The 20093-nt window shown below is 63.8% G+C and carries 15 protein-coding genes; 8 read left to right on the forward strand and 7 right to left on the reverse strand.

The features are described from left to right. The 5 genes from APH35_RS21515 to trhA all read left to right on the forward strand — a co-directional run. Positions 1-450, forward strand: a 450-nt coding sequence (locus APH35_RS21515; protein WP_060515454.1) for a chemotaxis protein CheW, incomplete at its 5' end; no start/stop codon positions are given. 47 nt (positions 451-497) lie between these two features. Then, entirely contained in the window at positions 498-2522 is a 2025-nt protein-coding gene (locus APH35_RS21520; protein WP_223296421.1) for a methyl-accepting chemotaxis protein, read from the forward strand. 22 nt (positions 2523-2544) lie between these two features. Continuing rightward, positions 2545-7488 carry a hybrid sensor histidine kinase/response regulator gene (locus tag APH35_RS21525; protein WP_060515455.1) on the forward strand — a complete coding sequence of 1648 codons (4944 nt, stop codon included), beginning with the start codon at positions 2545-2547 and terminating at the stop codon, positions 7486-7488. Further along, on the forward strand, positions 7481-7954 hold the full coding sequence (locus tag APH35_RS21530) for a chemotaxis protein CheW (protein ID WP_012274547.1): 474 nt from the start codon (positions 7481-7483) through the stop codon (positions 7952-7954). The genes APH35_RS21525 and APH35_RS21530 overlap by 8 nt, the downstream gene beginning before the upstream one ends. A gap of 61 nt (positions 7955-8015) precedes the next feature. After that, complete coding sequence (gene trhA / locus APH35_RS21535) at positions 8016-8633, forward strand: PAQR family membrane homeostasis protein TrhA (RefSeq protein ID WP_012274546.1); 618 nt, start codon at positions 8016-8018, stop codon at positions 8631-8633. Here the strand turns inward: trhA and APH35_RS21540 are convergent, their stop codons facing one another. The 3 genes from APH35_RS21540 to APH35_RS21550 form a co-directional block, all read right to left on the reverse strand. Beyond that, entirely contained in the window at positions 8634-9353 is a 720-nt protein-coding gene (locus tag APH35_RS21540; RefSeq protein WP_012274545.1) for a 16S rRNA (uracil(1498)-N(3))-methyltransferase, read from the reverse strand. A 172-nt stretch (positions 9354-9525) separates the two neighbouring features. Next, the gene (locus tag APH35_RS21545) at positions 9526-10932 is read right to left on the reverse strand and encodes an adenosylmethionine--8-amino-7-oxononanoate transaminase (protein ID WP_012274544.1); all 1407 of its coding nucleotides are present in this window, start codon (positions 10930-10932) and stop codon (positions 9526-9528) included. A 79-nt stretch (positions 10933-11011) separates the two neighbouring features. Further along, on the reverse strand, positions 11012-11503 hold the full coding sequence (locus APH35_RS21550; RefSeq protein WP_060515456.1) for a hypothetical protein: 492 nt from the start codon (positions 11501-11503) through the stop codon (positions 11012-11014). Positions 11504-11713: 210 nt separating this feature from the next. Between APH35_RS21550 and APH35_RS21555 the strand changes: the two genes are divergently transcribed. From APH35_RS21555 to APH35_RS21565, 3 genes are all read left to right on the forward strand, one after another. Continuing rightward, positions 11714-13564, forward strand: a complete 1851-nt coding sequence (locus APH35_RS21555) for a flavin monoamine oxidase family protein (RefSeq protein WP_060515457.1) — start codon at positions 11714-11716, stop codon at positions 13562-13564. A 201-nt stretch (positions 13565-13765) separates the two neighbouring features. Next, on the forward strand, positions 13766-14317 hold the full coding sequence (locus tag APH35_RS21560) for a cytochrome b (protein ID WP_060515458.1): 552 nt from the start codon (positions 13766-13768) through the stop codon (positions 14315-14317). A gap of 32 nt (positions 14318-14349) precedes the next feature. Next, positions 14350-14928, forward strand: coding sequence for a YceI family protein (locus APH35_RS21565; RefSeq protein WP_012274540.1), 579 nt, complete (start codon positions 14350-14352; stop codon positions 14926-14928). An 85-nt stretch (positions 14929-15013) separates the two neighbouring features. Here the strand turns inward: APH35_RS21565 and APH35_RS21570 are convergent, their stop codons facing one another. From APH35_RS21570 to metF, 4 genes are all read right to left on the reverse strand, one after another. Next, entirely contained in the window at positions 15014-16906 is a 1893-nt protein-coding gene (locus APH35_RS21570) for a DEAD/DEAH box helicase (RefSeq protein WP_060515459.1), read from the reverse strand. A 217-nt stretch (positions 16907-17123) separates the two neighbouring features. Beyond that, on the reverse strand, positions 17124-17912 hold the full coding sequence (locus APH35_RS21575) for a substrate-binding periplasmic protein (protein ID WP_012274538.1): 789 nt from the start codon (positions 17910-17912) through the stop codon (positions 17124-17126). Between the two features lie 51 nt (positions 17913-17963). Beyond that, positions 17964-19040, reverse strand: coding sequence for a hypothetical protein (locus APH35_RS21580; RefSeq protein WP_060515460.1), 1077 nt, complete (start codon positions 19038-19040; stop codon positions 17964-17966). Positions 19041-19133: 93 nt separating this feature from the next. Further along, a complete protein-coding gene (metF, locus tag APH35_RS21585; protein ID WP_012274536.1) occupies positions 19134-19979 on the reverse strand; it encodes a methylenetetrahydrofolate reductase [NAD(P)H] in 846 nt (281 codons plus the stop codon). Positions 19980-20093: the final 114 nt, after the last annotated feature.

Below are 20093 nucleotides of genomic sequence, written 5' to 3' on the forward strand. Positions count from 1 at the left end.
TGCCTGCAGCAGTGGAGCGGCATCGGTTTTCGCATTGCCGGGCAGTGGTTCGTCGCGCCCATGGGCGAAGTGGCCGAGGTGTTGCGCGAACCGCGCAGTAGCCGTGTTCCCGGCGTGCAGCCGTGGGTGTGCGGGGTGGCCAACCTGCGTGGCCGGCTGTTGCCGGTGATGGACCTGAGCAGCTTCTTCGGCCTGGGCCACGCCGCCCCAGGCAAGCAGCGGCGGGTGCTGGTGCTGGACCACGATGACCTGTTCGTCGGCCTGCTGGTGGACGAGGTACTGGGCCTGCAGCACTTTGCCCTCGACAGCTTGCAACTGTCGCCACCGCAACCACTGATCCGGGCCGCTGCACGCTTTGTGCAGGGGCACTTCCCGCGTGAACGCAACTGGGCGATCTTCAGCCCCTTCGCCCTGGCCCAGGCGCCGGGCTTTCTCGATGTGGCGTTATAGGACCTGCGAACGTGAACAAGCCTGCCACCCCCGTCACTGCCACCACCGTGACCCCACGTACCCGCAGCATCGCGCAGATCACCGTGCTGTTCCTGATCCTGATCCTGTCGATCATCCTGCTGTTCGCCAACTTCGCCTACCTCAATACCCAGTCCAACTACGACAAGCAGTACATCGGCCATGCCGGCGAGCTGCGTGTGCTGTCGCAACGCATTGCCAAGAACGCCACCGAAGCGGCCACCGGCAAGGCGTTGGCGTTCAAGCTGCTGTCGGATGCGCGCAACGATTTCGAGCGTCGCTGGGGCTACCTGCGTCAGGGTGACAAGTCCACCGGCCTGCCGCCTGCGCCACCCTCGGTGCGTGACGAGATGGAGTCGGTACGCCGTGACTGGGAAAACCTGCGTAAGAACACCGACATCATCCTGGCCAGCGAGCAGACCGTGCTGTCGTTGCACCAGGTGGCGGCGACCCTGGCCGAGACCGTGCCGCAGTTGCAGGTGGAATACGAAAAAGTGGTCGAGATCCTGCTGCAGAGCGGTGCCCCGGCCAATCAGGTGGCGGTGGCCCAGCGCCAGCTGTTGCTGGCCGAGCGTATTCTCGGCTCGGTCAACACGGTGTTGGCCGGTGACGACAGCGCAGCCCAGGCGGCCGATGCCTTTGGCCGCGACGCCGGGCGCTTTGGCCAGGTGCTGGAGGGCATGCTCAATGGCAATGCGACCATCCAGGTAACCCGCGTCGAGGACGCCGACGCCCGCGCACGGCTGGCCGAAATTGCCGAACTGTTCCAGTTCGTTGCAGGTTCGGTCGATGAAATTCTCGAAACTTCGCCCGAACTGTTCCGTGTGCGTGAAGCCGCAGGCAACATTTTCAGCCTTTCGCAAACCTTGCTCGACGAAGCCTCGCACTTGGCCAACGGTTTCGAGAACCTGGCCGGTGGGCGCACCCTCGACACCGTTGGCGGTTACGCCCTGGGCCTGCTGGCGCTGGCCTCGATCATCCTCATCGGCCTGGTCATGGTGCGTACCACCAACCGCCAGTTGCGCGAGACCGCAGAAAAGAACGAACGCAACCAGCAGGCGATCATGCGCCTGCTCGACGAAATCGAAGAGCTGGCCGACGGCGACCTGACCGTGACCGTGTCGGTGACCGAAGACTTCACCGGCGCCATTGCCGACTCGATCAACTATTCCGTGGACCAGCTGCGCGACCTGGTCGCCACCATCAACCACAGCGCCATGCAGGTTGCCGCCGCTGTGCAGGACACGCAGAACACCGCTCGCCAACTGGCCAAGGCCTCCGAGCACCAAGCCGCACAAATCAGCGAAGCGTCCGAGGCGGTTGGCGACATGGTCGAGTCGATCGATCGGGTGTCGGCGCATGCCTATGAATCGGCCAAGGTGGCCGAGCGCTCGGTGGCTATTGCCAACAAGGGCAACGAGGTGGTGCATAACACCATCAACGGCATGGACAACATTCGCGAGCAGATCCAGGACACCGCCAAGCGGATCAAGCGCCTGGGCGAGTCTTCCCAGGAAATCGGCGACATCGTCAGCCTGATCGACGACATTGCCGACCAAACCAACATTCTCGCACTCAACGCTGCGATCCAGGCCTCGCTGGCCGGTGAGGCCGGCCGCGGGTTTGCCGTGGTCGCCGACGAGGTACAGCGCCTGGCCGAACGCTCGTCGTCGGCTACCCGCCAGATCGAGGCACTGGTGCGCACCATTCAGGCCGACACCAACGAAGCGGTGATCTCCATGGAGCAGACCACCGCCGAAGTGGTGCGCGGCGCCCGCCTGGCCCAGGATGCCGGGGTGGCGCTGGCCGAGATCGAAGGGGTATCGCAGAACCTTGCCGACCTCATCCACAGCATTTCCGACGCTGCCCAGTTGCAGACTTCTTCGGCAGGGCAGATCTCCCATACCATGGCGGTGATCCAGCAGATTACCGCGCAAACCTCCGCAGGCTCGGGTGCCACCGCCGACAGTATTCGCCACCTGGCCCGCATGGCCAGCGAGATGCGCCGTTCGGTGTCCGGTTTCACCCTGCCGCCACCGGCAGAACCCAAGTGAAGCGCCGCGCAGAGGAGTGCCCATGGCTGTCGCTGCTGTAAGCCCCGAGCGCCACGAAACGGTGGCGCTGGCCTGGACCAAGGCCGCCATTCTCGATTGCCTGGGCCAGGCACGGCAGGCGCTGGAGCGCTTCGCCGGCGAACCGGGCGACTTGTCGATGCTGGCCTTCGTGGTCGACAACTTGCACCAGGTGCATGGCTGCCTGCGCATGCTCGAGCTGCGCGGCGCCACGCGCCTGGCAGAGGAACTGGAGCTGTTCGCCAAGGCGTTGGCCGATGGCCAGGTCAGCCCACGGGGCGATTGCCTGGGTGCGCTGTTCCGTGGTCTGGAGCAGTTGCCGTCGTACCTTGAGCGCTTGCGCGGCGCCCGCCACGATCTGCCGTTGGTGATGCTGCCACTGCTCAACCAGCTGCGCGCCTGCCGTGGCATCGAGCCGCTAGCCCAGGCAAGCCTGATAAGTGGTGCTGCGCAACGCTTTGCCGGGTCCGACGACCTGGCCAACCTCGACCTGTCGTTGGGCAACTGGCGCGATCAATTGCAGGCCGGGCCGGGCCGCGATGCCCTGCGCTCGGTGGTGACCGCGCTCTGCGACGACCTCATGCGCATCAAGGAGCGCCTGGACCAGTTCGTGCGCAGCGATCGTCAGCACAGCGAGCAGCTCGATGCCCTGCTGGCGCCGCTGCGCCACGTGGCCGATACCCTGGCTGTACTGGGCTTCCAACAACCACGGCGGGTGATCATCGACCAGGTGCTGGCGCTGCAGGCCTTGGCCCAGGGCGAGCGGTCGGTGGACGATGCGGTGCTTATGGATGTGGCGGGGGCCTTGCTGTACGTGGAGGCTTCGCTGAACGGCATGGTCGGCCCACTGGAGGAAAACGGCCAGGGTAGCCTGCCGGGTTCGGACCTGGCCGAGATACGCCAGCTGGTGCTGAGCGAGTCGCTGAATGTATTGCAGCAGGCCAAGGACCTGATCGGCGACTACCTGGAGTCCGACTGGCCTCGGCAGCGCCTGCAACCTTTGCCAGGGCTATTGCAGCAGGTTCGCGGGGCTTTGGCCATGTTGATGCTGCCCGCCGTGGCCGAGCTGTTTGCCGGCTGCGCAAGTTATGTGCAGCGTTGGTTGCAGCACCTGGACGAAGAGCCGCCCGCCGATGAGCTGACGCACCTGGCCGAGGCGCTGAGTGCTGCCGAGTGTTACCTGCAATGGCGGGTGGCCGACCCGTTGGCGGATGGCCAGCCCTTCATCGACAGGGCGCGTGCCAGCCTGGCGGCGCTGGGCGTGCACTGTGCGCAGGCTGACGCCCGAGCGGGCCTGGGAGCCGATGGCGATGGCATCGACGACGAACTGCGCGAAGTGTTTCTCGAGGAAGCTGGCGAGTTGCTTCCGGAAATCGAGCGTCACTGGCTGCGCTGGCGTGCGGACAACCAGCAGCGTGGGGCGCTGGGGGAAGTACGTCGTGCGTTGCATACCCTCAAAGGCAGCGGTCGCATGGTGCATGCCGAGGCGGTGGCTGAACTGGCTTGGGGCGCCGAGCACCTGCTGAACCGGGTACTGGAAGGCCGCAGCGTGCTCAGCCCGGAGGGCGTGGTGGCCCTGCAGCAGGTGTTTGTCCATCTGCCCGATTTGCTGGCCGACTTTGCCGCCGGCCAGCTGCCGCAACTGACCGAAATCGAGCAACTGGCTGGGCACCTGCACGCCCTGGCTGAAAACGACGCACCAGCCACGGCCAATATCGATGGCCTGGATCCGCAGTTACTGGATATTTTCCGCAGTGAAGCGCAGGGCCACTTGGCCAGCCTCGATGCCTTCCTGCAGGGCGCCGATGGTCACGATACGCCGGTCAGCGATGGCCTGCAGCGTGCCCTGCACACGCTCAAAGGCAGTGCCGCCATGGCCGGGGTGATGCCGGTCGCCGAACTCGCCACCGCCTTCGACCGCTTGGCCCGTGAGTACAAGGGGCATCAACTGCCGCTGCAAATGGCCGAGATGGAATGGTTGGAAGGCGCGCGCTCGCTGTTTCATCTGGGCCTGGCGCAACTTGACAGCACGCCGCTGGCTGCCATTCCCGGCGCTGCGGAGCTGATCGAGCAGGTTGGCCAGGCAGTGGACGGCCGCCTGGCCAGCTTGCATGACGACCCGCAGCACGCGCGGCGCAGCAAGCGCGACCCGCAGTTGGTCGCCAGTTTCCTGGCCCAGGCCATGGACATTCTGCTCAATGCCGAGTCGGTGCTGTCGCGCTGGCAGCAGCAGCCAGGTCAGCGTGACGCACTGGACACCCTGCTTGATGAAATGACCACCCTGGGCCATGCCGCTCACCTGGCTGACCTGTGGCAGATGGATGATGTGTGCGAGGCCTTGCTCGACCTGTACGGTGCAGTAGAAGAGGGCAGCCTGCCCGCCGATGCACGCTTCTTCGCCCAGGCGCAGCACGCCCATGAAGCCCTGCTGGACATGCTCGACGAAGTGGCGGCTGGACAGGATCTGGCGCCGCGCCCAGAACTGGTTGGCAGCCTGCGCAACCTGTTGGACCAGGCCCTGCCCCCGGATGCAACCGGCCTTGTGGGCATTGATACGGTCACACCGCTGCACCCGGACATGGACCTGACCGATACCTTGGGGCTGGGGCACCCGTCGTTGCTGCCGGGGGCCGCCGAGCCGCTGGTCGAGAAGCCGGAAAACCCCGGCGAAGAACTGCTGGAAGTGTTCCTCGAAGAAAGCTCGGACATCGTCGAAAGCGCCGCAGCAGCCCTGGCGCGCTGGCAGGCCGACCCGCGCAACAGCGTCGAGGTGGACAACCTGATGCGCGACCTGCACACCCTCAAGGGCGTGGCGCGCATGGTCGAAATCGCCCCGATCGGCGACCTGGCCCACGAACTGGAGTTTCTCTACGAACTGTTGGCCGCCGGCCGTTTGCCACCGAGCGCGCCGCTGTTCGCCCTGCTACAGAACTGCCACGACCGTCTGGCGCACATGCTCGATGCCGTGCGCCTGGGGCAGCCGCTGCATGCTGCCACGGCGCTGATCGACTACATTCGCAATTTCAGCAGCGCGGCACTGACCGACAGTGCCGCGGGCCAGGGAGCGCTGGAGGCTGCAACCGCCGAAGTGCCGGCAGCGGCGCCAGAGCGGGCGCCGGGCGACATGGTCAAGGTCGATGCCGAGCTGCTCGACGACCTGGGTAACCTGGCCGGCGAGCACTCGATCATTCGTGGGCGCATCGAGCAGCAGGTCAACGATGCGCAGTTCACCCTCAACGAGATGGAAACCACCCTCGAGCGCATGCGCGACCAGTTGCTGCGCCTGGACGTCGAGACCCAAGGGCGAATTTCCAGCCGTCAGCAGTTCGAAGGCGATGCCTATGACGATTTCGACCCGCTGGAAATGGACCGCCATTCGCAGCTGCAGCAACTGTCGAGGGCCCTGTTCGAGTCTGCCTCGGACCTGCTCGACCTGAAGGAAACCCTGGCCCAGCGCGCTCAGGAGGCGTATAGCCTGCTGCAGCAGCAGGCGCGGGTGAACAGCCAGTTGCAGGAAGGCCTGACCGCCACCCTGATGGTGCCGTTCGAACGCCTGGTGCCGCGCTTGCAGCGCGTGGTGCGGCAGGTGGCCAGCGAGCTGGGCAAACAGGTGGAGCTGGTGGTCGGCAATGCCGAGGGTGAGCTGGACCGCAGCGTGCTCGAACGCATGGTGGCGCCGCTGGAGCATATGCTGCGCAACGCCGTCGACCATGGCCTGGAAAGCCGCGAAATGCGCCTGGCTGCCGGCAAGCCGGAGCAGGGCACCATTCACCTGAATTTGTTGCACGAAGGTGCCGATATCGTCATCGAAATGACCGATGACGGTGCCGGCGTGCCACTGGAGGCGGTGCGGCGCAAGGCCATCAAACGCGGCCTGCTGGACCCGCAGGCCCAGTTGAGCGATCACGAGATCCTGCAGTTCATCCTGCGCCCGGGCTTTTCCACCGCCGAAAAGATCACCCAAATTTCCGGTCGCGGGCTGGGCATGGATGTGGTGCATGAGGAGGTCAAGCAACTGGGGGGCTCGATGAGCATCGAGTCGGCCCAGGGCAAAGGCGCGCGCTTCTTGATCCGCCTGCCGTTCACGGTGTCCATCAACCGCGCGTTGATGGTGCACCTGGGCGAAGAGCAGTACGCAATTGGGCTCAATACCATCGAAGGTATCGTTCGTGTGCCGCCGGCCGAGCTGGCGGCGTGCTACCAGTTGGACGCGCCACGTTATGTCTACGCCGGCCACGAATACGAGCTGCGCTACCTGGGCGAGTTGCTGCAAGGTGTGCCACGCCCGACGCTACTGGGGCAGAGCGTGCCATTGCCGGTGCTGCTGGTGCATGCCAAGGAGCAATCGTTCGCCATCCAGGCCGACGGCCTGTCGCCCAGCCGCGAGATCGTGGTGAAAAGCTTGGGGCCGCAGTTTGCCGCGGTTGCCGGGTTGTCGGGGGCAACGTTGCTGGGCGATGGTCGGGTGGTGTTGATTCTTGACCTGCTGGGCCAGCTGCGCGGCCAGCAGCGACGGCTGGCTCGCCTGCCCGCTGGTGGCAGCCAACGCCAACTGCTTGGCCCGGCACCACGCCGCCCCTTGCTGGTGATGGTGGTGGACGATTCGGTAACCGTGCGCAAGGTCACCAGCCGCCTGCTGGAGCGCCACGGCATGAGCGTGCTCACAGCCAAAGACGGTGTTGACGCCATGGCCTTGCTGGAAGAGCACCGGCCCGACGTGTTGCTACTGGACATCGAGATGCCACGTATGGATGGTTTCGAGGTGGCTACACGTATCCGCCGTGACGCCCGCCTGAAGGACCTGCCTATCATCATGATCACTTCGCGTACCGGGCAGAAGCACCGCGACCGCGCCATGGCCATCGGCGTCAACGAGTACCTGGGCAAGCCGTACCAGGAGTCGCTGTTGTTGCAGAGCATCGCCCATTGGAGCCAGACCCATGCTTGAACTGATTGCCGGCCAACGCAGCAGCCTGACCGGGCTGTTGCTGCCGTTGGGTGACCGCACCCTGGTGCTGCCCAACGTGGCGGTGGCCGAGTTGAGCGGGCAGCGCAACCTGGTGTGTCAGCACGGTGATCCCGCTTGGCACCTGGGCTGGATCGACTGGCGCCAGCAACGCTTGCCGCTGATTGGTTTCGAGGCGGCGTGCGGTGGCGAGACGCCGTGCGGTGAGCGGGCACGCGTAGTGGTGCTCAATGCCTTGGGCGATACCGGGCTGCGTTACCTGGCGCTGTTGCTGCAGGACATCCCGCGTTCATGCAAGCTCGACAGCCAGCTCAACTATGTGGACGTGGCACTGGGGCGCCTGGAGTTGGCGGCGGTGCAGGTGGGCGAGCAGGTGGCAAGGGTGCCGGACCTGGTTGCATTGGAAAGGCTGGTGCGTGACGCGGATCTGCAACCTGATCTTGGGTAGGATGTAAGGCCGAAAAAGACTGCTTCAGGAACCCAGCCCACCTCGGGAGGTCTGTGTTTGCATGTATTACGGTGAACGCTTCAACGCCTGGACTCACCTGGTCGGTGCTGTCCTCGCCTGTATCGGTGCCATCTGGCTGATCGTGGTCGCGGGCCTGCAAGGCGACCCGTGGAAGATCGTCAGTTTCTCCATCTACGGCAGCACGCTGCTGTTGCTGTACAGCATTTCCACCCTGTATCACAGCACCCGCGGGCGGGCGAAGGTGATCATGCGCAAGCTCGATCACCTGTCGATCTACCTGTTGATCGCCGGCAGCTACACGCCGTTTTGCCTGGTCAGCCTGCGCGGCCCGTGGGGCTGGAGCCTGTTCGGTGTGGTCTGGGGGCTGGCGGTGATCGGCATGTTGCAGGAGATCAAGCCGCGCTCCGAGGCGCGGATCCTGTCGATCATCATTTATGCCGTGATGGGCTGGATCGTGCTGGTTGCAGTCAAGCCATTGCTCAATACGCTGGGCACCGCAGGTTTTACCTGGCTGGCGGCCGGCGGGGTGTTCTACACCGTCGGCATCATCTTCTTCGCCTTCGATAGCCGTTTCCGCCACTGGCACGGCATCTGGCACCTCTTCGTAATTGCCGGCAGCCTCATGCACTTCGTGGCGGTGTCGTTCTATGTGCGTTAGTTAAAAGTCGCCCCACAGCTGCTGTGCCACCGACAGCGCCACCACCGGCGCGGTTTCGGTGCGCAGCACGCGTGGGCCAAGGCGTGCTGCGTGGAAACCGGCGGCTTTGGCCTGTTCGACTTCGGCTTCGCTAAGGCCGCCTTCGGGGCCGATCAGGAAGGCCAGGCCTGCAGGCTTGGCATGACTGGTGAGCGGTTCGGCCACCGGGTGCAGGACCAGCTTCAGGTCAGCCTGAGTGCTGCTCAGCCACTCGGTTAGGGGCACGGGTGGGTGGATGACCGGCAAGGTTGAGCGCCCGCATTGTTCGCAGGCACTGATCGCCACTTGGCGCCAGTGGGCCAGACGTTTGTCGGCACGTTCGTCCTTCAGGCGCACTTCGCAGCGTTCGCTGACGATCGGGGTGATTTCGTTGGCGCCCAGTTCGGTGGCCTTCTGGATCGCCCAGTCCATGCGTTCGCCGCGCGACAGGCCTTGGCCGAGGTGCACGTGCAGCGGTGAGTCGGCCTGGCCGGTGAGGGCTTGGTCGAGGCTGACACGCACGGTTTTCTTGCCCACTTCAAGCAGTTGGCCGAGGTATTCCTGGCCGCTGCCGTCGAACAGCTGCACGGCGTCGCCGGGGGCCATGCGCAGCACGCGGCCGATGTAGTGGGCCTGGGCCTCGGGCAGGTCGTGTTCGCCAAGGCTCAGGGGGGCGTCGATGAAGAAGCGGGACAGTCTCATGGGGTGCTCGTTTTAAAGGTTTACTCGCCCGTTGTAGGAGCGGCCTTGTGTCGCGAAAGGGCTGCGCAGCGGCCCCAGGGTTTCAGCGGCGATGCATGAATTGCTGGGGCCGCTGCGCGGCCCTTTCGCGACACAAGGCCGCTCCTACAGGGGTCGGCGCGGGCTTTCGGGCTTAGCCCGGATCGCGGAAGTCGGGGTGGAAGTTGGCCGGCACGGCAACGCTGACGCTATCGCGGGTGGCTATGTCGATGCCTTCACTGGCCACCTCGGCAAGGAAGTCGATCTGCTCCGGGGTGATCACATACGGCGGCAGGAAGTACACCACACTGCCCAGCGGCCGCAGCAGGGCGCCGCGGGTCAGGGCGTGTTCGAATACCTTCAGGCCACGCCGCTCTTGCCAGGGGTAGGCAACCTTGCCAGTCTTGTCTTTCACCATCTCGATGGCCAGGGCCATGCCGGTCTGACGAATTTCGGCAACGTGAGCATGGTCGGCCAGGTGCGCAGTGGCTGTGGCCATACGCGTGGCAAGAGCCTTGTTGGCCTCGATCACGTTGTCCTGCTCGAAGATGTCCAGGGTCGCCAGCGCCGCTGCGCACGCCAGCGGGTTGCCGGTGTAGCTGTGCGAATGCAGGAACGCACGCAAGGTCGGGTAGTCATCGTAGAAGGCCTGGTACACCTTGTCGGTGGTCAGGCAGGCGGCCAGCGGCAGGTAACCGCCGGTCAGGGCCTTGGACAGGCACAGGAAGTCTGGGCGGATGCCGGCCTGCTCGCAGGCGAACATCGTGCCGGTACGGCCGAAGCCCACGGCGATCTCGTCGTGGATCAGGTGCACGTCGTAGCGGTCGCAGGCCTCGCGCAGCAGCTTGAGGTAAACCGGGTGGTACATGCGCATGCCGCCTGCACCTTGGATCAGCGGCTCGACGATCACAGCGCTGATCGAGGCGTGGTGCTCGGCCAGGGTCTGTTCCATGGCCTGGAACATGTTGCGCGAGTGCTCTTCCCAGCTCATGCCCTCGGGGCGCAGGTAGCAATCGGGGCTGGGCACCTTGAGGGTGTCGAGCAGTAGCGCCTTGTAGGTTTCGGTAAACAGCGGCACATCGCCTACCGACATGGCGGCAATGGTTTCGCCGTGATAGCTGTTGGTCAGGGTGACGAAGCGCTTCTTGTCCGGTTTGCCGACATTCTGCCAGTAGTGGAAGCTCATCTTCAGCGCCACTTCGATGCACGACGAGCCATTGTCGGCGTAAAACACCCGGTCGAGGCCGGCCGGGGTCATGGCCACCAGGCGCTCGGACAACTCGATGACCGGCTGGTGGCTGAAACCGGCCAGGATCACGTGTTCCAGCTGATCCACCTGGTCCTTGATGCGCTGGTTGATGCGCGGGTTGGCGTGGCCGAACACATTGACCCACCAACTGCTCACCGCGTCCAGGTAGCGCTTGCCTTCGAAGTCCTCCAGCCACACACCTTCGCCGCGTTTGATCGGGATCAGCGGCAGCTGCTCGTGGTCTTTCATCTGGGTGCAGGGGTGCCACAGGACCTTGAGGTCGCGTTGCATCCACTGATCATTGAGGCCCATCGGCACTTCTCCTGGCTTTACGGCGTGGTTCGACCGCGTAAGCCTAAGCAATGCCGCAGGGCAGGACAACCGCTGCCGTTCAATGGCGGTGGGTGCCGGTCCATTCGAGGCGACGGATGTGCACGGTGCCAGCCTGCGAGGTGGAAATGGTCAGGCGCCGGAATGGCCCTTCGATCAGCTGGTAGTAGGGGTGTGTGGCGATGGGGCCGGGGCGCAGGTCGCGCAAGCCGTTGCCTTCCAAGGTAAGCCAGTAGAAGTTGAGCAGCGTCGGTGCAGCCAGGTCATGGCCTTGGTTCTCGGCATCGAACAACATGTGCAGGTCGTCGCAGAGAAAATCGCTGACCACATAGTATTCCAGCCGCAAACATTCGATTTCCTGGGCGAAGGTGATTTCCACGTCGCTGTGTTCACCAATCACCAGTTCGGTGCCGTCTTCACCCTTGAACGCTTCATGAAAGCCGGTCCAGGAGGTGCTGTTGGAGCGGATAGTCAGCCCGGATGCCATATGAAGCGTGTGCTTGTGCCACAGATACTGCCGTTCGACGTGTTGGAAGTGCTCCTCGAAGATCATGCGTATGCCCTCCTGGCGGGGCTGCTGGCCAACTTCGCCAGCTTTACCTGCCATCGTGTGACATGGCTACTGGCAAAAATGTCAGTTGCCAAAAGGACTTGATGTCACTGCGCTGGCAGGGTGGTCGGACCTGACGTATTCTTAACGCATCTTCCTGGGGCATCCCTGCCTCTCCCCGTTTCTGTAACCTCTGACTCGGAGTTCGCCAACATGGCTGCTGCTTGGGTGCGCCTGTGCGCGTTGGTATTGATTGGTGTGTCCAGCGGCGCCGCGCTGGCAAAGGACAAGACGCCTACGGCAATTGTCGTGGGTGGCGGCCTGGCAGGCCTGACGGCCGCCTACGAGTTGCAGAACAAAGGCTGGCAGGTAACGCTGCTGGAGGCCAAGGCGGGCATGGGCGGGCGTTCTGGCCTGGCAACCAGCGAGTGGATCGGCAATGCCAAGGCGCAGCCGGTGCTGAACCAGTACCTGGACCGTTTCAAGCTTGAAACACTGCCAGCGCCGGAGTTCGTGCGTACCCCCGGTTACCTGATCGACGGCGAGTACTTCAGTGCCACCGACCTGGCCACCAAGCAGCCGGCTACCGCCGAGGCGCTCAAGCGTTACGAGAAAACCCTCGACGACCTGGCCCGTTCGATCGACGACCCGCTGAACCCGCAAGCAAACAGCACGTTGTTCGCCCTCGACCAGATCAACGTCTCCACCTGGCTGGACAAACTGCAACTGCCGACCACCGCCCGCCAGCTGGTCAACCAGCAGATCCGTACGCGCTACGATGAACCGTCGCGCCTGTCGTTGCTGTACTTCGCCCAGCAGAACCGCGTGTACCGCGGCGTCAGCGACCGCGACCTGCGCGCCGCGCGGCTGCCCGGTGGCAGCCCGGTGCTGGCCCAGGCCTTCGTCAAGCAATTGAAAACCATCAAGACCAGCTCGCCGGTCACCGCCATTGTCCAGGACAAGGACGGCGTCACGGTAAAAGTCGGCAGCGTCGGCTACCAGGCGGATTACCTGGTAATGGCCGTGCCGCTGCGCGCCCTGGCCAAAATCCAGATGACCCCAGGCCTGGACAGCCAGCACCTGGCCGCGCTCAAGGGTACCAACTATGGCTGGCGCGACCAGCTGATGCTCAAGTTCAAGAAGCCGGTATGGGAAAGCCGCGCGCGCATGTCGGGCGAAATCTTCAGTAACGCCGGCCTTGGCATGCTGTGGATCGAGCCGGCGCTCAAGGGCGGCGCCAACGTGGTCATCAACCTGTCCGGCGACAACGCCCGCCTGCTGCAGGCGTTTGGCGACAAGCAGATGGTCGACCAGGTGCTGATACGCCTGCATGCCTTCTACCCGCAGGCCCGTGGTGCCTTCACCGGTTACGAGGTCAAGCGCTACAGCACCGACGCCGGTACCGGCGGCGCCTATCTGGCCTATGGCCCAGGGCAGATCAGCAAGTACTGGCGCCTGTGGGAGCGCCCGGTGCAGCGCATCACTTTTGCTGGCGAGCACACCGACGCCCTGTATCCAGGCACCCTGGAAGGCGCCCTGCGCAGCGGCCAGCGTGCGGCCAGCCAGGCCCAGGATCTGCTGGCCGGCAAGTCGTTTGACCCTGCCAAGGCGGCACCGGTCGCAGCGGCGGCGGCGGGTTCGGCGGCCGCCAAGGCGAGCAAGGGTGGGTTCTTCTCGAACATGTTTGGTGGTTCGTCTGACAAGGCTGACAAGCCTGACGCGGCGCCTGCCAAAGCTGAGTCGAAGCCTGTCGATGAGGCCAAGCAGGACAAACCTGGCTTCTTCAAGCGTCTGTTTGGTGGGGCGGACACGCCCGAGGTGAAGGCAGAGCCGATTGCCAAGGCTGAAGCAGTGGCGCAAGCCCCAGCGCCTGTTCCCCAAGCCGCGCCCGCCCCGGTCGCGCCTGCACCTGCAGTGAAGGAAGCGGCTGCCAAGCCTGCGGCCACCAAGGCGGCACCGGCCAAGCATGCGCCGACGCACAAACCTGTTGAGGCCAAGAAAGCGACAGCCAAGTCCGAGCCTGCGAAGAAGGCTGTGGCCAATACCCAGGCCAAGGCTGGCTGATCGATCGCCAGTACCGGCCGCTTCGCAGCACGAGGCCGGTACTGGCAACCTCTATTTCCCCGGCTATCGTTAATGTTTCCTTAATGGGAAGCTTACAGAATACATATCGGATTTCTCGATAATCCGAAGCAATTTTTTCCGCTTTTATTCGATACGTTACGCGTTAGTCTGTGCACAGCTTTCACGGAGAAACACGCCAACATGCAACTGCGCAATTCACCCTCTCGCTACGGCGTGGTCAGTATCGTCCTGCATTGGGGCGTGGCGCTGGCAGTCTTCGGCCTGTTCGGCCTGGGCCTGTGGATGGTCGGTCTCGACTACTACAGCCCCTGGCGCAAAGCCGGGCCGGACCTGCACAAGAGTATCGGCCTGGTGTTGCTGGCAGTGATGTTGCTGCGGGTGGTCTGGCGTTTCATCAGCCCCCCACCTCCGGCGCCCGCCAACCATGGCGCGGTCACACGCCTGGCGGCCAAGCTGGGCCATTTGGCCCTGTACCTTGGGCTGTTTGCGGTGATGGCGGCCGGTTACCTGATTTCCACCGCCGACGGCGTCGGCATTCCGGTGTTCGGCCTGTTCGAAGTGCCGGCACTGGTCAGCGACCTGCCCGACCAGGCAGATGTGGCGGGAGTGATTCATCTGTGGCTGGCATGGGGCCTGGTGATTTTTGCCGTGCTGCATGCCCTGGCAGCGCTCAAGCACCATTTCATCGACCGTGACGCGACCCTGACCCGTATGCTGGGCCGCAAAGCTTGACTCTCAACCTCAATTGCATAGGAAGGAACAGGATGTTGAAAAAGACTTTTGCCGCTCTGGCGCTCGGTACCGCTCTGCTCTCCGCTGGCCAGGCCATGGCTGCCGAGTACAAGATCGACAAGGAAGGCCAGCACGCGTTCGTTGACTGGAAAATCAGCCACCTGGGCTACAGCTTCATCCACGGTACCTTCAAGGACTTCGACGGCAACTTCACCTGGGACAGCGCCAAGCCTGAAGCCAGCAAGATCAGCGTCGACCTGAAGACCGCCAGCCTGTGGTCGAACCACGCCGAGCGTGACAAGCACATCGCCAGCGCCGACTTCCTCGATGTGAAGAAGTATCCTGAAGCCAAGTTCGTCTCTACTGCCGTCAAGTCGACTGGCGAAAAGACTGCTGACGTTACGGGCGACCTGACCATGCACGGCGTAACCAAGCCGGTCACCTTCAAGGCAACCTTCAACGGTGAAGGCAAGGACCCATGGGGCGGTGAGCGCGCTGGTTTCAACGCCACCACCACCCTGAACCTGAATGACTTCGGCATCAAAGGCCCAGGCGCTACTTCGCAGACGCTGGACCTGGATATCAGTGTCGAAGGTGTGAAGCAGAAGTAAGCATTGCCTTGGCAATGAAAAACGCCGCCCATTGGGCGGCGTTTTCGTTTCCCGTGGAGTGCCCTGAAATCGGGCTACTCCGGGTTCAGCCTTTTCGGGTCAACAAGGCCGGGCGCTCACCGCGTGGTCGGGTCGGCACGTCATCCAACTGCTCAGGCGTCGGGTAACGGTCGAGCTTGGATTCCTTGCGGATGATCACCGGTTGTTTTTCTGGCTGGCGTGGGTTACGCACGGCAGGCTCCTGCCGGGCTGCGTCATCACGGGCTGGGCGACCACGGCCACCGCCGTCACGACGGGCACCGCCACCGTTGTTGGCGCGGGCAGGGCGCTTTTCGCCGCCACCACCGCTGCCGCCACTACGCTGCTGGCCGCCAGTGCGAGCTTGGCCCTGGCCCCCAGCGTTGCTGCGTTGACCGCTATTCTGGCCCTGGCCTGCACCGCCACCCGGGCGGCGATTGCGGCCTTGGTTCTTGCCTTGGTACGGGCTGACGTAGTCGGCACGGTTACCGAAGTTGTCGACATCGTCGTCCAGGAATTCTTCCGGGTCGCGGTCGGCCGGTACTTTCGGCACGCTGTTGCTGCTGGCCTGCTGCTGTTGGCGTGGCTTCTTGTCACGCGGCTTGCGCGGCTGCTGTTGCTTGTCGCCGCTGTTTTCCTTGTCGGCCGGCTTTTCTGCAGCTTGCTGCTTGGCCTTGCCTTTGTCCTTGCCCTTGTCCTTGCGGCCGCCGTTGGCGTCTTTACCGCCTTCGCCGCGGCCCTGCTGGTTGCGGCCACCGCGGCCGCTGTTCTGCGGGCGCTCGCGCACTTCAGGCTTTTCGGCTTCTACCTGGCTGGCGTCGAAGCCCATCAGGTCGCCATCCTGGATGCGTTGCTTGGTCACCCGCTCGATGCTCTTGAGCAGCTTCTCTTCATCTGGCGCGACCATGGAAATGGCTTCGCCCGAGCGTCCGGCACGGCCGGTACGGCCGATGCGGTGAACGTAATCTTCCTCGACATTCGGTAGCTCGAAGTTGACCACGTGCGGCAGTTGGTCGATGTCCAGGCCACGGGCGGCGATGTCGGTGGCGACCAGCACGCGCACACTGTTGGCCTTGAAATCGGCCAGGGCTTTGGTGCGGGCGTTCTGGCTTTTGTTGCCGTGGATTGCAGCGGCGGTCAGGCCGTGCTTTTCCAGATACTCGGCCAAGCGGTTGGCGCCGTGCTTGGTCCGGGTGAACACCAGTACCTGTTCCCAGGCGCCCTGGGTGATCAGGTGTGCCAGCAGTGCACGCTTGTGGCTGGCGGGCAGGCGATAGACGCGCTGCTCGATACGCTCGACGGTGGTGTTCGGCGGCGTGACCTCGATACGCTCCGGGTTGTGCAGAAGCTTGTCGGCGAGGTCGGTGATGTCCTTGGAGAAGGTGGCCGAGAACAGCAGGTTCTGGCGCTTGGCCGGCAGGCGGGCGAGGACCTTCTTGACGTCGTGAATGAAGCCCATGTCGAGCATGCGGTCGGCTTCGTCGAGCACCAGGATTTCCACGTGGGCCAGGTCGACCTTGCCTTGGCCGGCCAGGTCGAGCAGGCGGCCTGGGCAGGCGACCAGCACGTCAACGCCTTTGGCAATGGCCTGGATCTGCGGGTTCATGCCAACGCCGCCGAAGATGCAGGCGCTGACCAGTGGCAGGTCACGGGCATAGACCTTGAAGCTGTCATGCACCTGGGCTGCCAGTTCGCGGGTCGGGGTCAGGACCAGCACGCGGGGCTGGCGCGGGCCGTGACGCTGCGACTTGTCGGGGTGGCCGGCCGGGAACAGGCGCTCGAGGATCGGCAGGGCGAAGCCGCCGGTTTTACCCGTACCTGTCTGTGCGGCAACCATCAGGTCGCGGCCTTGCAACACGGCGGGAATGGCCCGCTGTTGCACGGGGGTCGGCTGGGTGTAGCCCGCAGCCTCGATAGCGCGGACAAGAGCCTCGGAGAGACCGAGGGAAGCAAAGGACATGGGCGATCCTGTTCTCGTGTGGGCTGGGCCCGTTGGGATGTTCTGCCTGGCGCGACGGGCATCGGTGGGATGCGATCGCGTCCGGTCCAGCTGGGCTTTCACTGCACATCCGGGAAACGGGGGCTGGACGCGAGGGGCGTCTGTGCCGATCGGGATGCCTGTTGCGAGGCCGAGCGTCCGGGCGTGAGCCGGGCGGGAAGGCCCGAGTATAACAGAGCTATCGCGCTGTGCTGCTTTCCTGCTGCTCAACGGCGTTGAGAATGTTTCCAATGTCGCCTGTGTAGCGGTTGCTGATCGCTGCATAGGCCGGTTCTTGCTTGAACCGCTGCAGTTCTTCGGCAAAGGCCAGGGCCAGTGCTTCCCGCCCGGGCTTGCGCACCAACCCCAGATACTGGGTCTGGCGGCTGATCACCAACGGTAATTCCTCGACTTGCTGTTGCAGGCCCAGCTGATGGAGCAGGTAATGCCCAACCCTACGGTCGGTGATCGCCAGGTCGATGCGGCCCAGCATCAATTTGCCGAAATTGGCCTCGAGAGTAGGCGCGGGTTCGCGTGCGAAATAGGGGGCGTCGTTGAACGCTGCACCATAGGCGTAGCCGGGCGATGTGCCGACGGTGAGGCCGGCGAGGTCCTCCAGGTGGGCTACGCCATGGCGACGTGCACGCGCCTGGAACAGGACGAATTCGACGTCCGACATAGGCTCGGGGGCGTACACCAGGTAGGGCTGACGCGATTCGGTCTGGAAGATGTCGAGGATGCCATCGGCCAAGCCTTGTTCGACCATGGCCAGGCAGCGTTTCCACGGCAGGAACTGCCACTCCACTTCTACGCCGAGGCGCTTGAAGACCTGGCTGGTGACTTCGTAGTCGATACCGCGCGGTTGGCCGTTGTGCTGATACACATAGGGTGCCCAGTCGTCGGTCACCAGGCGCAGGCGCTCGCCCAGAGCCAACGGGCTCAGGCAGGCGAGCAGCAGGATCCAGAACAGGCGGGCGATGTGTGGCATGGCCGGAGATTACGCGGTCGGCCGGCCCAAGGCCAGTGCCCCTCGAATGTCTCAGCCTTGCGATGTTTGCAGCAGATGCGCCTCGACATCCTTGCGCCGCTCACCCAGCGACAACCGCAACCCTGGGTGGCGCAGGCATTGTCGCAGTCGCTCGGGTTCCATGTGGCCATGGCGGGCATTGAGGTTTTCCAGGGCCTTGTCCCACCAGGCCGGCGCGCAGGCACGGTCGAATTCGTTGGGGTAGGGGTAGCAGCCATACAGTAATTCGCGGGCGAATTGGCGCTCTTGGCTGGGCAACGTCAGGCTCAGTGCCTTGTAACCCAGGCGGTGCAGGGTGGGTGGCCGCGGCAACTGGTCGTTGACCAAACTAACGTCGGCCAACGCTGCCGGGCTCAGTGGGTCGTGGCCGTGCTTGCGCAGCCAGGCCTGAATCTTGGCGCGGAACTGCGCCTTGCGGCTCCAGTAGTGATGGATGACGTCGGTGCACTCGGCCAGTTCCAGCTTGCGATAAGCCGCCACTGCCAGGCAGAACTCCTCGAGGGTGTAGGCTTCGCGCGCCAAGGGATAGAACTCGTCCATCATGGCGATGGAGCGGTCCAGGGTGTTGCTGTCTTCGGCAGTAAGGCCGATCAACCCGGAGTTGATCAGTGGCATCTGGCAATCGGCCAGGCCCCGTGAGCCGAGAATGGCCAGCAGGTTTTTGTACAGCAGGCACTTCTGGTCGGCGCCATAGCGCGGGCCGATGGCGTTGCACAGTAGGCGGCCGGGCGCCACGCGCGCGAACAGTTGCAGTGGCGAAGTGCGGAAGAACGTGTCGGTGTCGATCAACACTGCCAGCGGGTGTTGCTGCAGTACCTGGCGCAGCAGTACATGCTTGCTGCGAAAGTGATAACCGTGCGGGGCGTTCCATGCCTGGCGGGTGGCCTCGTCCAGCAGGTGCACGGTGACGGGCAGGCTGGCGTAGGGCTGCGGATTGTCGGTGTAAACCTGGATGCCTATGGCGTCGCTGGCTGCGCTGCCCAGTTGGGCGAGGGCGCTGATGATGCTGAAGCAGGCTTCCTGATGATAGGTGGCTGGGCCGAAAGCCAGGTAGACAAGCTGTGGGCGCGAAGGCTGGGGGTGCTGCATGGCAGGCAAGACCTGTTTAACCCGAAAATGAATAAGGCTTTAGTCTATGACCAAAGCCTTAATCATTTCTTAAGCAGACTTTGCCAAAAGATTTCAGCGTGGCAGCTTCAGGTTGTTCCAGATCGCCAGGCTCGGTTCGGCTTGGTTCAGGGTATAGAAGTGCAGGCCCGGTGCGCCGCCTTGCAGCAGCTGTTCGCACATGCGGGTAATCACTTCTTCGCCGAAGGCCTGGATGCTGGCGGTGTCGTCGGCATAGGCTTCCAGCTGCTTGCGGATCCAACGTGGGATCTCGGCGCCGCAGGCATCGGAGAAGCGGGCCAGCTTGCTGTAGTTGGTAATCGGCATGATGCCCGGTACTACCGGGATGTCCACGCCCAGCTTCTGCGCGCGCTCGACGAAGTAGAAGTAGCTGTCGGCGTTGAAGAAGTACTGGGTGATGGCGCTGTCGGCACCGGCCTTGACCTTGTGCACGAAGTTGGCCAAGTCGGTTTCGAAGTTGCGCGCCTGTGGGTGCATTTCTGGGTAGGCGGCCACTTCCAGGTGGAAGTGATCGGCGGTTTCCTGGCGGATGAACTCGACCAGGTCACTGGCGTAGCGCAATTCGCCACTGGCCATGCCCATACCCGACGGCAGGTCGCCACGCAGGGCGACAATGCGCTTGATGCCGGCAGCCTTGTATTCGGCCAGCAGGGCGCGCAGGTCGTCCTTGGAGTCACCCACGCATGACAGGTGCGGCGCGGCAGGCACCTTCACTTCGTTTTCCAGCTGTAGCACGGTGTTCAGCGTGCGGTCGCGGGTCGAGCCACCGGCACCGTAGGTGCAGGAAAAGAAGTCCGGGTTGTAAGTGGCCAGCTGGCGGGCGACGCCCATCAGCTTTTCGTGACCGGCATCGGTCTTGGTCGGAAAGAACTCGAAACTGTAGCGGCGTTCTTGTGACATCACTCGTTCCTCAAGCAGCCAGCTGCTAGCGGCAAGCTGCAAGTAAAAGCCAGATCGGTGATGGCCGATCTGGCTTGGGCATCGTTCATGAACCTTGAAGCTCGATGCTTCAAG

It is taken from the genome of Pseudomonas sp. NBRC 111132, assembly GCF_001320565.1.
In the GTDB taxonomy this organism is placed as follows: domain Bacteria; phylum Pseudomonadota; class Gammaproteobacteria; order Pseudomonadales; family Pseudomonadaceae; genus Aquipseudomonas; species Aquipseudomonas putida_P.

Bases quoted from the DNA above. Each gene is read 5' to 3' on its own strand.
- APH35_RS21550 (WP_060515456.1), bottom strand. From the start codon at position 11,503: ATGATCTTCGAGGAGCACTTCCAACACGTCGAACGGCAGTATCTGTGG.
- APH35_RS21575 (WP_012274538.1), bottom strand. From the start codon at position 17,912: ATGCCACACATCGCCCGCCTGTTCTGGATCCTGCTGCTCGCCTGCCTG.
- APH35_RS21560 (WP_060515458.1), top strand. From the start codon at position 13,766: ATGCAACTGCGCAATTCACCCTCTCGCTACGGCGTGGTCAGTATCGTC.
- APH35_RS21565 (WP_012274540.1), top strand. From the start codon at position 14,350: ATGTTGAAAAAGACTTTTGCCGCTCTGGCGCTCGGTACCGCTCTGCTC.
- metF (WP_012274536.1), bottom strand. From the start codon at position 19,979: ATGTCACAAGAACGCCGCTACAGTTTCGAGTTCTTTCCGACCAAGACC.
- APH35_RS21525 (WP_060515455.1), top strand. From the start codon at position 2,545: ATGGCTGTCGCTGCTGTAAGCCCCGAGCGCCACGAAACGGTGGCGCTG.
- APH35_RS21545 (WP_012274544.1), bottom strand. From the start codon at position 10,932: ATGGGCCTCAATGATCAGTGGATGCAACGCGACCTCAAGGTCCTGTGG.
- APH35_RS21570 (WP_060515459.1), bottom strand. From the start codon at position 16,906: ATGTCCTTTGCTTCCCTCGGTCTCTCCGAGGCTCTTGTCCGCGCTATC.
- APH35_RS21530 (WP_012274547.1), top strand. From the start codon at position 7,481: ATGCTTGAACTGATTGCCGGCCAACGCAGCAGCCTGACCGGGCTGTTG.
- trhA (WP_012274546.1), top strand. From the start codon at position 8,016: ATGTATTACGGTGAACGCTTCAACGCCTGGACTCACCTGGTCGGTGCT.
- APH35_RS21555 (WP_060515457.1), top strand. From the start codon at position 11,714: ATGGCTGCTGCTTGGGTGCGCCTGTGCGCGTTGGTATTGATTGGTGTG.
- APH35_RS21580 (WP_060515460.1), bottom strand. From the start codon at position 19,040: ATGCAGCACCCCCAGCCTTCGCGCCCACAGCTTGTCTACCTGGCTTTC.
- APH35_RS21540 (WP_012274545.1), bottom strand. From the start codon at position 9,353: ATGAGACTGTCCCGCTTCTTCATCGACGCCCCCCTGAGCCTTGGCGAA.